This is a genomic window from Brenneria salicis ATCC 15712 = DSM 30166 (assembly GCF_003315515.1).
Lineage (GTDB): Bacteria > Pseudomonadota > Gammaproteobacteria > Enterobacterales > Enterobacteriaceae > Brenneria > Brenneria salicis.
Map to the genome: position 1 here is coordinate 20,304 of NZ_QNRY01000031.1, position 13,903 is coordinate 34,206.

A 13,903-nucleotide genomic window follows, 5' to 3' on the forward strand; every position below is an offset into this window, starting at 1 on the left:
ATTAACGTCGTAACGACATAGAGTCAAAGAAAAAGGCGGTGAAGCACGACCTTTCACCAATATTCGCTTCCAGAGCGGCGCATAGTTTAAAATGCCTTTCATCATTACGCTACGGTTTATAAAAAAATTATGCATCAGATCGTTCTCGCTTCCACCTCACCTTATCGAAAAATGCTGCTGGAAAAGCTGGGTGTTCCTTTTATCTGCGCCGCATCGGAAATTAATGAAACCCCGTACCCCGGCGAAGATGCGAGGGCGTTAGTGGCACGACTAGCGCAAAGCAAAGCCAACGCATTAGCCGCGCGCTATCCCAACCATCTCATTATCGGCTCCGATCAGGTGTGTGCTGGGGGATAAGATTACCGGCAAGCCGCACAATAAATCCAATACTGTGCGCCAATTACAACGGGCAAGCGGTCAATGCATCTCTTTTTTTACCGGATTAGCGCTTTTCAACAGTGCGCAACAACGTATGCAAAGCGTGGTTGAACCGTTCGATGTTCATTTCAGGACACTGACGGATGATGAAATTGACGGCTATCTGGAAAAAGAACAGCCCTGGAACTGTGCCGGCAGTTTTAAAAGCGAAGGATTGGGCATCGCGTTGTTCGATCGCTTATCGGGACGAGATCCCAATACACTGATCGGCTTACCGTTGATAGCGCTGACCGCGATGTTGAAAAAGGAAGGGGTGAACCCGCTGTCCAGAGACTAACTCGTCGGCCAGCCTTCGCCAGGGGAAGCCGACAGGATTGAGAGATTACGTTTTTGTTTTACGCAATACTTGCAGACAGCGACGCAACTGTTCATCCAGCGGCGCTTCAATTCTGAGCGTCTCCCCGGTTTCAGGGTGCGAAAAACGTAACGCCTGCGCATGCAGGAAGAGACGTTTCAGCCCCGTCCCCGCCAGTTGCCGATCGAATTCCCGCTCGCCATAACGATCGTCAAACGCGATGGGGTGTCCGGCATATTGCGTATGCACGCGGATCTGATGAGTCCGACCGGTTATCGGGCTGGCGCGAACCAATGTCGCCAAATCATCAAAGCGCTCTTCCACCTTGAAGCGCGTTTCAGACGGCTTGCCTTCGCTATTTACACGCACAATACGCTCGCCGCTTTGAAGAATGTTTTTCAGCAGTGGCACCTGCACCACTTTACAGTGCGACTGCCACTGTCCGCGAACCAGCGCCAGATAATCCTTCTGCATCCCCTTGAGACGCAATTGCTCATGTAACGAACGCAGCGCCGAACGCTTTTTGGCTACCAGCAGCACGCCGGATGTGTCACGGTCGAGGCGATGCACCAATTCCAGAAAACGCGCTTCGGGACGTAACGCCCGTAGTCCCTCGATCACGCCGAAGCTCAATCCGCTGCCGCCATGCACCGCCGTACCGGATGGTTTGTTTAACACCAGCAGATAATCATCTTCATAGATGATGCAATCGGCCAGCGCCGCGACTTTGCCGAGGCTGGCGGAAACCGGCGTTTCATCACGTTCCGCTTGTCTGACCGGCGGAATGCGGATTTCATCCCCAGCCAGCAATTTATATTCTGGCTTTATCCGCTTTTTATTTACCCTTACCTCGCCTTTTCGCAAGATACGGTAAACCATACTTTTCGGCACGCCTTTTAACCGGGTATGCAAAAAGTTATCAATGCGCTGTCCCGCCTCATCAGCGGAAATCGTCACAAATTGTACTGAAGGATTGTCTGTTTTCATGATGCGCGATTCTAAATAGAGCCGCCAGATAGCGCCACTTCTTTTTCTGTGCTTAACTGTGTGTCTGACTTATGAAGATAATTGTTGCACCAACAGGTTTGGCTGATTTTAGTCGCAACCACTATCAGTTTGAGTGATGACAGCACAACTATCTTGATACTGACAGGCAAAGTCACCTTGCTATAACAGTGTCAGCAATGGAATAATGCTTTTGCGTTTTCCGTGCTGATTTCCATTAAAACAAGGGAAATTGCGGAATTATTAAGTTTGCCTGATAACACAAACACGCAGCAATGGCGTAAGACGTAATGTGTAATCAAGCAGTTAGCGGGCTGCGGGTTGCAGCTTGGCCGGCCAATGGAATCAGATCTGGCGACATTATTCAGAAGCTGTTCCCTCAGTAAATGCGCTGTTTTCCATCAGGAAACACAGGCTACCGAAACATGCGTCTCTATGCAGGCGACAACCGGGAGGTTGACGTCCCTGCGATAAGCCACGAGGCCATCGGTTCATTCCGGTCATGCGGGTCTTTTGTCCGCAGCTCTATCAATAATGCAAGTAAAAATAACGAGTAAGTTAAAGATGAAGAGAATGTTGATTAACGCAACTCAGCAAGAAGAGTTGCGTGTTGCCTTGGTTGATGGTCAACGGCTGTATGATCTGGATATCGAAAGTCCCGGTCATGAGCAAAAGAAAGCAAATATCTACAAAGGTAAAATCACGCGTATTGAACCCAGCCTTGAAGCCGCTTTTGTTGATTATGGCGCTGAAAGACATGGTTTTCTCCCTCTCAAAGAAATCGCTCGCGAATATTTTCCCAACAACTACGCTTCTCATGGCCGACCCAACATCAAAGATGTCTTGCGCGAAGGTCAGGAAGTCATTGTTCAGGTTGATAAGGAAGAGCGAGGCAATAAAGGCGCAGCACTGACAACGTTTATCAGTCTGGCCGGCAGCTATTTGGTGCTGATGCCGAACAACCCCCGCGCCGGCGGAATTTCTCGCCGGATCGAAGGCGATGACCGCACGGAACTGAAAGAAGCCTTAGGTTCATTGCAGTTGCCGGACGGTATGGGATTGATTGTTCGCACCGCTGGCGTGGGCAAATCCGCCGAAGCGCTGCAATGGGATTTGGCTTTCCGTCTGAAACATTGGGAAGCCATCAAAAAAGCGGCGGAAGGACGCCCTGCGCCGTTCCTGATACACCAGGAAAGCAACGTCATTGTACGCGCCTTCCGCGATTATCTGCGCCCTGATATCGGTGAAATCCTGATCGACAACCCCAAAATTCTCGATCTGGCCAAAGAGCACATTTCCGCGCTTGGTCGTCCCGATTTCAGCAGCAAAATCAAACTGTACAGCGGTGAAATTCCCCTGTTCAGCCATTATCAAATCGAATCACAGATCGAATCGGCTTTCCAGCGCGAAGTGCGTCTGCCATCCGGCGGCTCTATCGTCATTGATACCACCGAAGCGCTGACGGCCATCGATATCAACTCCGCCCGCGCCACCCGCGGTGGCGATATTGAAGAAACGGCCTTCAATACCAATCTGGAAGCCGCTGATGAAATTGCCCGCCACTTGCGTTTACGCGATCTGGGCGGACTAATCGTCATCGACTTTATCGACATGACGCCGGTACGCCACCAGCGTGAAGTTGAGAACCGTTTGCGTGATTCGGTGCGTCAGGATCGCGCTCGTATTCAGATTGGCCGCATTTCACGTTTCGGTTTACTGGAAATGTCTCGTCAACGCTTGAGTCCGTCGTTGGGCGAGTCAAGCCATCACGTTTGCCCTCGTTGCAGCGGCACCGGGACCGTGCGTGATAATGAATCGCTCTCGTTGTCTATTCTGCGTCTGATCGAAGAAGAAGCGCTGAAAGAGAACACCAAAGAAGTTCACGCCATCGTTCCCGTGCCTATCGCTTCCTATCTGTTGAACGAGAAACGTGACGCCGTTAATGCGATAGAGAAACGTCAAGGCGGCGTTCGCGCCATTATCGTTCCACACGATGGCATGCAGACACCGCACTACTCAGTGGTGCGCGTCCGTAAAGGCGAAGAAAAAACGACGCTCAGCTACCTGTTGCCACAGCGACTGGAAACCGAAGCGCAACAATTGCAGGAAGAACAGACTGTTGAGCGCAAGCTGCCGGAACAACCGGCGCTGGCAACCTTTACCATGCCGGATATGCCTGCGGTTGCAGAAGATCGCGCATCGGAGGCGGCGAAAGCCGTTCCGACGGCGACCTCAACCACAGCGGTGCAAACTGGCTTCATCAGCCGTGTTCTTGGCGCGCTGAAAGGTATTTTTGCCGCCGAAAGCGCGGCTGAAGCAACCGTCGCGACTGACGAGCAAAAGTCAGCATCCGCCACCCCAGGCGAAGGCCAACGTCAGGAGCGTCGTCCTTCTCGTCGTCAAGGTAATAATCGTCGCGATCGTGGTCCTCGCGATAATCGTGAACAACGTGAAGAGCAGCGCCGCAACAAACGTCCGGCCCCGGAGAACATTGCTGAGGAACCGGTTATTGGCGATGAAAAAGTCTCGTCGGATGAGCCGCCTCGTCGTGAACCACGTGTAGAACGTCAGCGCCGTCGTCAGGATGACAAACGTCAGCCACAGCAGGAAATCAAAGCGCAGAATGTGAGCGTTGCCGAGACGGATGACAACAGCGACGAACAGGAAAAACCCGCTCCGGTTATGCAACGCCGTCAACGTCGTCAGTTGACGCAAAAAATTCGCGTCCAATCCGAAAGCGAACTGAATGCCGTCGATACGATACCTGCCGTCGCTGTGGAGGCTGTCCCTGCGTCGGTCAAACCGGCTGTTGAACCCATTAACGCGGCAGATAATATCGAAACCGATAATGATCAATCGGCGGAGACCAACCGTGTCAATGCGGAGAATGGCGGTATGCCGCGTCGTTCGCGTCGTTCACCGCGTCATTTACGCGTCAGCGGACAACGCCGTCGTCGTTATCGCGACGAGCGTTACCCGACACAATCACCGATGCCATTGGAATATGCGGCCTCATCGCCGGAAATGGCGTCTGGGAAAGTGTGGGTAAACTACCCTGTCGCGCAGACTCATACCGCTTCAGCTTCGCAAGAGAGTGAAATGGCGGCGCTAACCACGCCACTTCTGCCGGTCATTGTCGATGATGTCGCGCCGATCTCTGAAAGCGCCGTGCAAAATGCTCCCATTCAGACAATTATCGACACCGCTTCCAGCGTAGCGGTCGCCACTGAAATTGTCGAGCAAGAGCAAGCGATCACGACTGAACAAGTCCCTGAAATATTTCAGGAACCTGAAGAGAGCACCACACACGCCGTGAATATTCAAACGGTTACGGCTGTTGAGTCAGCAGAAAAACCTGCCTTAGAATCAGCGGCTGCAGAAACCACCGTAGTGGAACCTGAAGTGATTGAGCACGAATCTATTGTGCAGGATCTCGTCGATACCGTTGCAGACGTTTCCACTGCCGCAAAGGAAGCCACGGCCGCGATACCGGAAGAGCAAACGGCAGAAGTCAGCAACCCGCCAGAAGAACCGGCGGCTGATGACGGCATTGCTCAGGTTGCGGCGAAACACGCAGCGCAGCCTGTTATCGTTACCGCTCAACCGGAAATAGCATCGGCATACGCTGGCGTTGAAAAACCGGCTTACAAACATCTTGCGACAGCCCCCATGACTAAAGCGCCGGCACCGGATTATCAGCCGGAACCTGCTCGTCATAGCGATTGGGTTCGTCCTGAGTATCAGTTTGCCGGAAAAGGCTCCGCAGGTGGACATGCCGCGGTTAACAAGGCAACGGCCCCTGCAACCAAACCAACCGCGATCAGCGAATAAAATTCTATTTGCTTTATTGCCAAACACAACACCCGCCGTTTGGCGGGTGTTTTTTATCCCTACTCCGGTTATCCCAGAGACTTAAGCAACTTTATCTCCATCCCTTCCGTTTTACCGTCCAGTTCGGCGATCAGGCGTTTAAAATGCGCGCTTTGTTCATGCTTATCCAGCATCGCCTGGCTCTTCCAGCGTTCGAAAAAAACCAAAGATCCAGGAGTGTCGATCTCTTCGTGAAGATCATACTGTAAGTTGCCTGGCTCCTGACGGCTGGGTTCGACCACCCTTTTTACCACCGCGGCGACATCATCTAAAAATTCAGCTTTCGCCTGCAAACTAGCAACGATACGAATTTCCATGCTAACCCTTACGTTAAGTGTTGATTAAAAGATCTTTCCATGAGAGGACAATTGCGACTTAATTTCAAGCAGTCATCAACAAATGGATGCATTCACCACGCATTGGGCTTATTCTTATTCCCCGCCGTTTCAGTCCCACATTCAACGGACAGATGATGTTTTTACTGACCGCCGGAGCGTTATTCCATGACCGCACTGCCAACTATGCTAAAAATTCGCCGCCCTGACGATTGGCACATTCACTTACGTGACGATCAGATGCTGAAAGCGGTTCTGCCCTATACCAGTCGCTTTTTCGGTCGTGCTATCGTCATGCCCAATTTGACGCCGCCCGTCACCAGCGTAGCAAGCGCTATAGCCTATCGAGAACGCATTCTTGCGGCGATCCCGGAAGGCGACAATTTTCAGCCCTTGATGACCTGTTATTTAACGGACTCACTGGATGTCGCTGAGATCGTAAACGGCTTTGAGCAAGGCGTATTCACCGCAGCCAAGCTATACCCGGCCAATGCCACCACCAACTCCAGCCATGGCGTCACAAACATTACCCATATCGCGTCTGTTCTGGAAAAGATGCAGGCGATCGGCATGCCGCTACTGATCCACGGCGAAGTGACAGAGCCGTCAGTTGATATTTTCGATCGTGAAGCCAGATTTATTGAATCGATTCTGGAACCGTTACGGCAGCAATTCCCGGAACTGAAAATCGTCCTTGAGCACATTACGACCAAAGAAGCAGCACAATATGTTGTCTCTGGTAACCAATATCTTGCAGCGACCATTACACCTCAACATTTGATGTTCAACCGTAACCACATGTTAGTTGGCGGAATACATCCACACCTTTATTGTCTGCCGATCCTCAAAAGAGATATCCACCAGCGGGCCTTGCGTGAAGCCGTAGCCAGTGATTGCGAACGGCTGTTCCTCGGCACAGACTCGGCGCCGCATGCCAGACACAGAAAAGAATCCAGTTGCGGCTGCGCAGGGGTCTTTAACGCCCAGGCTGCGTTAAGCGCCTACGCAACCGTGTTCGATGAAATGGATGCGTTGAGCAAGCTTGAAGCCTTCTGCTCCCTGAACGGCCCACGTTTCTATGGTTTACCGGTCAATCAAGACTGGATCGAGCTTTACCGCAAGCCGATGACTTTTCCGCAGGAAATCTCCATGGGAAGTGAATCATTGATTCCTTTCCTGGCCGGACAAAGCCTGAACTGGTCGGTTCGCTAATCGCACTCCCCATCATCCTCAGGATGATGGGCTAAATTTTTCCTGCACACCTTGCGAACCCTTAGCGATAACTGTATAAATAAACAGTTAAAAACGGAGGCAATCATGCATGTAGAAATCACCCTGTCAAAGTCGTCCCCTTTACCCGCGGGCGCAATAGAAGCGCTTCAGCATGAACTGGAGCAGCGCATCCACAAACATTATCCCGATACCCCGATTCTGGTTCGCTATGACGGCGCCAATAATCTGTCTATCATGGGAGCAAGCAAAGAGGATAAAGATCGTATTTCTGAAATCCTGCAAGAAACCTGGGAAAGTGCCGATGATTGGTTTATGTCGGAATGATTAAGAAAAAACTGAATATGTATGTCTCCACATAAGGTTTCCGCGATTTCGCCCTATGCTTTAGTCACCAGCGCGATGTTCCATCTGTTGAAAACTGCGTATGAATGATAAATTATGTTCAGTAATTTACAGTGGTGTCATGATGATGTGATAACGGAGGATACCGATTATGACAGTAGAAAAGCCTGAAGAAGCAATGACATTTGGGGAGCTGCTGGAGTTAATCGCTGAACAACAGCGAAAAATTGACGTTCTGGAGATTGCTTTTTCGTCTCTGGTTCTCTGTCTTGATGAAAAATCAAATCAGCTGATGATTCACAATCTGAAGCTGGAATCACAAAACGAAAACCGTGATCCAGCGATGAAAAAACATCTTGCCCGCTTTGCCGCTACATTAGAAAAAAATGCAGGTTTAAATACCGAGTAGTTTTTTCATCCTTTTCTGCTTGCCTATCATTTGGAGTAAATGGATATTAGTCTCATGCGTTTTAATTTATGTTAGTATTTTTTTGCAAAAAAATTGAAACTATTTTCCATAAATTAAATAAGCAAGGATATACTTAAGTTGCTCTGGTAAATAAAGAGCCGCCTAAACCTCGTTTGTCACTCATGTTAGTAACTAGTCAATAAGGGGTAATTATGGATAGAAAAAATGAAGTTATTCAGACACATCCTCTTGTAGGTTGGGACATCAGCACCGTTGACAGTTATGATGCCATGATGATCCGTTTACACTACTTGTCCACCTCGGATCAAGCACCTGACGAAGCGCAAGTTGACCGCACGCTATGGTTAACAACAGATGTGGCCAGACAATTGATATACATTCTTGAAGCTGGCATTGCGAAGATTGAATCCACGGATTGTCAGTCCAGTGACTACCGTAAACATTAGCTGTTGATTTCGCTTGTAATTTTGAGTACAGATTTATCTCATCACCTAGCTATAATGACAACACCGCTTTCATTGGCGGTGTTGTTATTTTTAATACAAAGCGCCATATCCTAAAATCACACCACCATAATTTTGCTCAACGCTGCATAATAAATAATCACGGACTGCATCATTATTCAACGAATAAACAAATGATGAAGTGGAGAATTTAATGCTGAGATACTATGATCTGCCTTGTCTGTATTGAAACGTTTACTGATAAATACGTAATACCCTTATCATCTATGTTGATTGCATTGAATGAGGCTCGAATTTAAATTCAAAATTTTTGCTGAAAGTTACAATAATGTGTTTTTTTGAAATTTTATTTTGCATTTGTTTTTTTTCATGTTTAATTTTTTCCACGTTGATCATGTTATCTATGTAACAAGGAGCTATCACCATGCTTTGGCGTAATACCTCGTCCCGCTACGGGCATGTCAGCATTCTTCTTCACTGGATATCCGCACTCACTATCTATGGCATGTTTGCGTTAGGGTTGTGGATGGTAACACTGGGATACTATAACGATTGGTACCATCGGGCGCCGGAAATTCATAAAAGTATCGGCGTTCTCCTGTTTGCGTTGATCATCTTTCGCCTCGTCTGGCGTTTCATCTCGCCGCCGCCCGCGCCGTTAAACAGCTATTCCACGCTTACACGCATCAGCGCCACGCTAGCGCATATTGCCTTGTATGTTGTACTGCTGGGCATTTTAATCAGCGGCTATCTGATCTCGACTGCCGAAGGGCAACCTGTTTCAGTGTTTGGCTGGTTTTCTATACCAGCCACATTAAGCGGTTTGACGGATCAAGCCGATATCGCAGGCACCGTGCATCTTTATCTTGCCTGGGCGGTGGTTATTCTCTCAGTCCTGCACGGGTTAGCCGCATTAAAGCACCATTTTATTGATGGTGACACCACGTTGAAACGGATGTTGGGTCGCAACATCTCTTAACTTTCTGGATTTATGGAGAAAAAACAATGCTGAAGAAAACATTATTGGGCCTGACAGCCTTTTCTTTACTTGCTTCCGCCAGTTCCGCACTGGCCGCTGAGTACAAATTGGATAAAGAAGGCCAGCATGCGTTTGTTCAATTTCGCATCAAACATCTCGGCTATAGCTGGATTTATGGCGGTTTTAATGATTTCGATGGTTCTTTCACTTTTGATGAAAAGAACCCTGCGGCAGATAAAGTGAATGTCACCATCAATACCAATAGTGTCGATACCAATCACGCAGAGCGTGACAAGCATATCCGCAGTGCGGATTTCTTGAATGTAACCAAATATCCGCAAGCAACCTTTACATCTACTGAAGTGAAAAAAGACGGTGATGATGAGTTTGATATCACGGGTAATCTGACGCTGAATGGCGTCACCAAACCAGTGAAACTGGAAGCGAAACTGATGGGCCAAGGTGATGATCCCTGGGGCGGTTATCGTGCCGGTTTTGAAGCTGAAGGCACCATCAAGCTGAAAGACTTCAACATTACCACTGATCTGGGTCCCGCATCACAGGAAGTGGAATTGATTATTTCTGTCGAAGGTGTTCGTCAGAAATAAGTTTTCCGTAGCAACCGAAATACCCGACAAGCCCTTTTATAATAAAGGGCTTGTTTCAAACAGGCTTCATCTACTCATCGGATGATGGTCCGGGAATAATGCAAAGCCGACTTCAATAATCCTTTCGATTTATTAAAGGCCTTCATCCCGTTTTCACGTCCGCTACGCCTTACCCGCTGTTCTTCCATTGGAAGCTTCATCTCTTCCTGACAGTTTAGACTACAACATCCATGATATTTTTCAGCACATGACGGACACTGAATAAACAGCAAATGACAACCTTGGTTACAGCAGTTGGTGTGACTGTCGCTGGGCGCGCCGCACTGATGACAATGGGCTATCACATCATCAGAAATACGCTCTCCCATACGCTCATCAAAAACAAAGTTTTTACCCATAAACTTCAACGGCAACCCTTTTGCTTTCGCCTGACGTGCGTACTCAATAATACCGCCTTCAACATGATAAACATTTTTAAAACCATGATGCAGCATATAGGCACTCGCCTTCTCGCAACGAATGCCTCCGGTGCAATACATGACGATATTTTTGTCACGCGCTTCATTGAGCATTTCTACCGCCATAGGCAATTGTTCACGAAACGTATCGGAGGGAACTTCCAGCGCATTTTCAAAATGCCCGACTTCGTACTCATAGTGATTACGCATATCAACGAATAGCGTGTTCGGGTCCTCCGCCATTGCGTTGACCTGCTCAGCTTGCAGATACTGGCCCACCTTAGCCGGGTTAAAGGTGGGGTCGTCAATACCATCCGCCACAATGCGATTGCGCACCTTCATGCGCAATACCCAGAATGATTTACCATCATCGTCCAGCGCAATATTCAGCCGAATTTGATCAAGAGCAGGATGCATATTGAACAGCGTCGATTTAAATGCCTCAAACTGATTACTGGGAACACTGATTTGCGCATTGATACCTTCAGACGCAATGTAAACGCGGCCAAAGACCTGTAACTGCTCAAATTGAATATACAGACGGTCGCGAAATGCTTGCGGCTCATCAATCGTAAAATATTTATAAAAAGAAACTGTGGTGCGCGGCTCGGTTTCCGCAAGCATACGCGCTTTCAGTTCCTCATTGGAAACCCGGTTATGTAACACTGGCATGGTGTACTTTTCCTGTCTGCATTGAGGTAAATGAGTGCTTTTAGCCGCCTGGATTCTCTCTGGCGGACAAAAGCGCCCGCATCATACCTGATCACGTGACGGCTGTCAGTGTGTGCAATTGTAGAGAGAGTATGAAATAGTTATCGCATTATACGCAGGACGCCATACTGTTAATCTGGAGTGTGTTCTCCAAATCTAATGAGTAAATCACAATCTAAGGTCGTCACTATGAGTCAGCTATTCTCTCCCGTTTCGCTTGGTAAACTCACGCTACCGAACCGAATCATCATTGCGCCAATGTGCCAATACTCAGCGGATGAAGGCAAAGCAACCGCGTGGCATACCATGCACCTGGGAAACCTTTCGCATTCCGGCGCGGGGCTACTCATCATAGAAGCAACGTCGGTCGCACCGGAAGGCCGCATCTCGCCCAAAGATCTGGGATTATGGGATGACGTGACTGAACAGGCGCTCGCGCCAGTGATCCAGGCAGTAAAGCGCTACTCTGACATGCCATTGGGCATACAACTGGCGCATGCTGGCCGCAAAGCGTCAACGGACGTTCCGTGGGGCAATCGCGCATTTCTGCGCGCAGGGCAAGGCGGCTGGCAGACGGTGGCGCCCTCCGCCATCCCCTACAATGAAACTGACGATGCGCCGCTCGCAATGTCGCAGCAGCAGATTCGTGAATTGATCACTGCTTTTGTTGAATCGGCCAGGCGCGCGGATCGTCTCGGTTTTGATTTGATAGAACTTCACGCTGCTCATGGATATTTACTACATCAGTTCCTGTCTCCATTGGCCAATCAGCGCACGGACGAATACGGCGGCTTATTGCAGAACCGTCAGCGTTTGCTGCTGGAAGTTTACCGGGCGGTTCGTGACGTCTTCCCTGCTCATAAAGCGGTGGGTGTGCGAATCTCAGCAACAGACGGCGTCGACGGTGGCTGGGATTTAGCGCAATCCCTTGAACTCAGTAAAGCGTTGCATGAATTAGGATGCGATTTTATTCATGTCTCCAGCGGCGGAATGTCTGCAAAACAGGAGATTCACCCGGCGCCAAACTATCAGGTGCCTTACGCCCAGCGAATCAAACAGGAAGTCGGCATTACTACGATTGCCGTCGGATTGATCACCGAACCTGAACAGGCTGAAGCCATTGTCGCAACGGGCGAGGCCGATGCTGTAGGGTTGGCTCGCGCCATACTGTTCAACCCGCGCTGGCCGTGGCACGCGGCAGTCAGGCTAGGTGCTCAAGTCAGTGCGCCGCCGCAATACTGGCGTAGTGAACCTCGTTATGCCAAAAATATATTTAAGCAGTGATGCATGATCGGCAATCCTGATGGGTTGCCGGTTCTATCCTTCCGTAACACCACCAAAGGTTAAAAAACCGCATCAGGAGATGATATCATTACGTTTGCTCCATTTTTTGTATAAAAATCAGGCTGAAACACGTTGCCAATTTGTTTTCTTATGAAACTGCCGCAATACTTTACCCTGCTGGGTAAAACTTTATAGCCAACAGATTTCAAGGCGCCGAAATCGGCTGCTCGTTCCCTTGTCTCATACTCAACGGTGTGACGGGATGAAAAGGTAGCCCAGACCTGAAAGATGGCGGATATATTCATTCTTTTTAACGGTATGTGTGCTGATACGCACCAAAATGTTGATACTAAGGCCATGACACAAATCCCTTATTTTAATCGTTCACTGTTGCACCCGCGTTACTGGGTAACCTGGCTGGGTATCGGCATGCTTTATCTCGTCGTGCTATTGCCTTATCCCTTGCTGTATTGGTTAGGCACCCGACTGGGGCGGCTATCCATGCGTTTGCTGCCACGGCGTGTTGAAATTACCACCCGGAATATTGAACTTTGCTTCCCCGACATGCCACTGGCGGAACGCCATGAGTTGGTCAAAAAGAATTTCGAGGCCGTCGGGATGGGCCTGCTTGAAACCGGTATGGCCTGGTTCTGGCCAGACTGGCGTATTGAACGTTGGTTCAGCATCAAGGGTTTTGAGCATATGCAGCCGCTGCGGGAACAAAATCGCGGCATTCTGCTGATCGGTCTGCATTTTCTGACGCTGGAACTGGGCGCGCGTATCTTCGGCATGAAAAACGCGGGTATCGGTGTCTATCGCCCCAACGATAATAAATTGATTGATTGGCTCCAAACCTGGGGCCGACTGCGGTCGAATAAAACCATGCTGGATCGTAAAGATCTGAAAGGGATGATTCGGGCGCTGAAACAAGGGGAAATCATCTGGTACGCGCCGGATCATGACTATGGCCCGCGCAGCAGCGTATTCGTTCCCCTGTTTGCGGTGGATAAAGCGGCGACCACAGTAGGAAGCTATATGCTGGCCAAAGCAGCGCGTCCGGCTATTGTGCCTTTTGTTCCCCGGCGTTTACCGAATGGGCGCGGATACGAATTACTGATCCAACCAGCGGAATTGGATATTCCGGTGGAAAACGAAACCGTGGCCGCAGCATGGATGAACAAAATCGTTGAACAAAATATTATGCTGGCGCCCGACCAATACATGTGGTTGCACCGTCGTTTTAAAACGCGTCCGACAGGTGAGCCCTCACTCTATTAATCGTCCCGCCATCCCTCCACGACAACGGCGTGGAGGGTGCTGCACCTGAGCGTCATCTGCCTGAAAAATTAAAGCATTTTTGCTAAACTGGTACGATCGCCTTGCCGATATCCGGTAAGCGGTTCATACTAAATCCATTGCCTGCTATGTAAATATTTTCGCTTTGCCGCTCG

General features: G+C 49.3%; 12 protein-coding genes and 1 pseudogene. 10 read left to right on the top strand and 3 right to left on the bottom strand.

Annotated features, from left to right (window positions below):
• Positions 1–129 precede the first annotated feature (129 nt).
• A pseudogene (locus DES54_RS12970) lies at positions 130–715 on the top strand (Maf family protein).
• Positions 716–760: 45 nt separating this feature from the next.
• Here the strand turns inward: DES54_RS12970 and rluC are convergent.
• Positions 761–1,720, bottom strand: a complete 960-nt coding sequence (gene rluC, locus DES54_RS12975; RefSeq protein WP_113868033.1) for a 23S rRNA pseudouridine(955/2504/2580) synthase RluC — start codon at positions 1,718–1,720, stop codon at positions 761–763.
• 582 nt (positions 1,721–2,302) lie between these two features.
• Between rluC and rne the strand changes: the two genes are divergently transcribed.
• Positions 2,303–5,569, top strand: coding sequence for a ribonuclease E (gene rne, locus DES54_RS12985; protein WP_113868035.1), 3,267 nt, complete (start codon positions 2,303–2,305; stop codon positions 5,567–5,569).
• Positions 5,570–5,637: 68 nt separating this feature from the next.
• On the opposite strand, the gene DES54_RS12990 is transcribed toward rne, so the two are convergent.
• On the bottom strand, positions 5,638–5,925 hold the full coding sequence (locus DES54_RS12990; protein ID WP_113868037.1) for a putative quinol monooxygenase: 288 nt from the start codon (positions 5,923–5,925) through the stop codon (positions 5,638–5,640).
• 186 nt (positions 5,926–6,111) lie between these two features.
• Here DES54_RS12990 and pyrC point away from each other — a divergent pair, with 186 nt between their 5' ends.
• From pyrC to DES54_RS13020, 6 genes are all read left to right on the top strand, one after another.
• Entirely contained in the window at positions 6,112–7,155 is a 1,044-nt protein-coding gene (gene pyrC / locus DES54_RS12995) for a dihydroorotase (RefSeq protein WP_113868039.1), read from the top strand.
• Between the two features lie 105 nt (positions 7,156–7,260).
• Complete coding sequence (gene dinI, locus DES54_RS13000) at positions 7,261–7,500, top strand: DNA damage-inducible protein I (protein WP_113868041.1); 240 nt, start codon at positions 7,261–7,263, stop codon at positions 7,498–7,500.
• Between the two features lie 169 nt (positions 7,501–7,669).
• Positions 7,670–7,927: a hypothetical protein gene (locus DES54_RS13005; RefSeq protein ID WP_113868043.1), complete on the top strand. Its 258-nt coding sequence runs from the start codon at positions 7,670–7,672 to the stop codon at positions 7,925–7,927.
• Positions 7,928–8,139: 212 nt separating this feature from the next.
• The gene (gene bssS / locus DES54_RS13010) at positions 8,140–8,394 is read left to right on the top strand and encodes a biofilm formation regulator BssS (protein ID WP_113868045.1); all 255 of its coding nucleotides are present in this window, start codon (positions 8,140–8,142) and stop codon (positions 8,392–8,394) included.
• Positions 8,395–8,836: 442 nt separating this feature from the next.
• Entirely contained in the window at positions 8,837–9,391 is a 555-nt protein-coding gene (locus DES54_RS13015) for a cytochrome b (RefSeq protein ID WP_113868047.1), read from the top strand.
• 29 nt (positions 9,392–9,420) lie between these two features.
• Complete coding sequence (locus DES54_RS13020) at positions 9,421–9,999, top strand: YceI family protein (RefSeq protein WP_113868085.1); 579 nt, start codon at positions 9,421–9,423, stop codon at positions 9,997–9,999.
• Positions 10,000–10,073: 74 nt separating this feature from the next.
• Here the strand turns inward: DES54_RS13020 and trhO are convergent, their stop codons facing one another.
• Positions 10,074–11,129, bottom strand: a complete 1,056-nt coding sequence (gene trhO / locus DES54_RS13025) for an oxygen-dependent tRNA uridine(34) hydroxylase TrhO (RefSeq protein WP_113868049.1) — start codon at positions 11,127–11,129, stop codon at positions 10,074–10,076.
• A gap of 228 nt (positions 11,130–11,357) precedes the next feature.
• Here trhO and DES54_RS13030 point away from each other — a divergent pair, with 228 nt between their 5' ends.
• Both DES54_RS13030 and DES54_RS13035 read left to right on the top strand, forming a co-directional pair.
• Positions 11,358–12,452, top strand: coding sequence for an NADH:flavin oxidoreductase/NADH oxidase (locus DES54_RS13030; protein WP_113868052.1), 1,095 nt, complete (start codon positions 11,358–11,360; stop codon positions 12,450–12,452).
• Positions 12,453–12,809: 357 nt separating this feature from the next.
• Positions 12,810–13,730: a Kdo(2)-lipid IV(A) acyltransferase gene (locus DES54_RS13035; protein ID WP_113868087.1), complete on the top strand. Its 921-nt coding sequence runs from the start codon at positions 12,810–12,812 to the stop codon at positions 13,728–13,730.
• Positions 13,731–13,903: the final 173 nt, after the last annotated feature.

Excerpts from the sequence above, each read along its gene's own strand:
- bssS (WP_113868045.1), top strand. The coding sequence starts at position 8,140 with ATGGATAGAAAAAATGAAGTTATTCAGACACATCCTCTTGTAGGTTGG.
- pyrC (WP_113868039.1), top strand. The coding sequence starts at position 6,112 with ATGACCGCACTGCCAACTATGCTAAAAATTCGCCGCCCTGACGATTGG.
- DES54_RS12990 (WP_113868037.1), bottom strand. The coding sequence starts at position 5,925 with ATGGAAATTCGTATCGTTGCTAGTTTGCAGGCGAAAGCTGAATTTTTA.
- rluC (WP_113868033.1), bottom strand. The coding sequence starts at position 1,720 with ATGAAAACAGACAATCCTTCAGTACAATTTGTGACGATTTCCGCTGAT.
- trhO (WP_113868049.1), bottom strand. The coding sequence starts at position 11,129 with ATGCCAGTGTTACATAACCGGGTTTCCAATGAGGAACTGAAAGCGCGT.
- DES54_RS13035 (WP_113868087.1), top strand. The coding sequence starts at position 12,810 with ATGACACAAATCCCTTATTTTAATCGTTCACTGTTGCACCCGCGTTAC.
- DES54_RS13015 (WP_113868047.1), top strand. The coding sequence starts at position 8,837 with ATGCTTTGGCGTAATACCTCGTCCCGCTACGGGCATGTCAGCATTCTT.
- rne (WP_113868035.1), top strand. The coding sequence starts at position 2,303 with ATGAAGAGAATGTTGATTAACGCAACTCAGCAAGAAGAGTTGCGTGTT.
- dinI (WP_113868041.1), top strand. The coding sequence starts at position 7,261 with ATGCATGTAGAAATCACCCTGTCAAAGTCGTCCCCTTTACCCGCGGGC.
- DES54_RS13005 (WP_113868043.1), top strand. The coding sequence starts at position 7,670 with ATGACAGTAGAAAAGCCTGAAGAAGCAATGACATTTGGGGAGCTGCTG.
- DES54_RS13030 (WP_113868052.1), top strand. The coding sequence starts at position 11,358 with ATGAGTCAGCTATTCTCTCCCGTTTCGCTTGGTAAACTCACGCTACCG.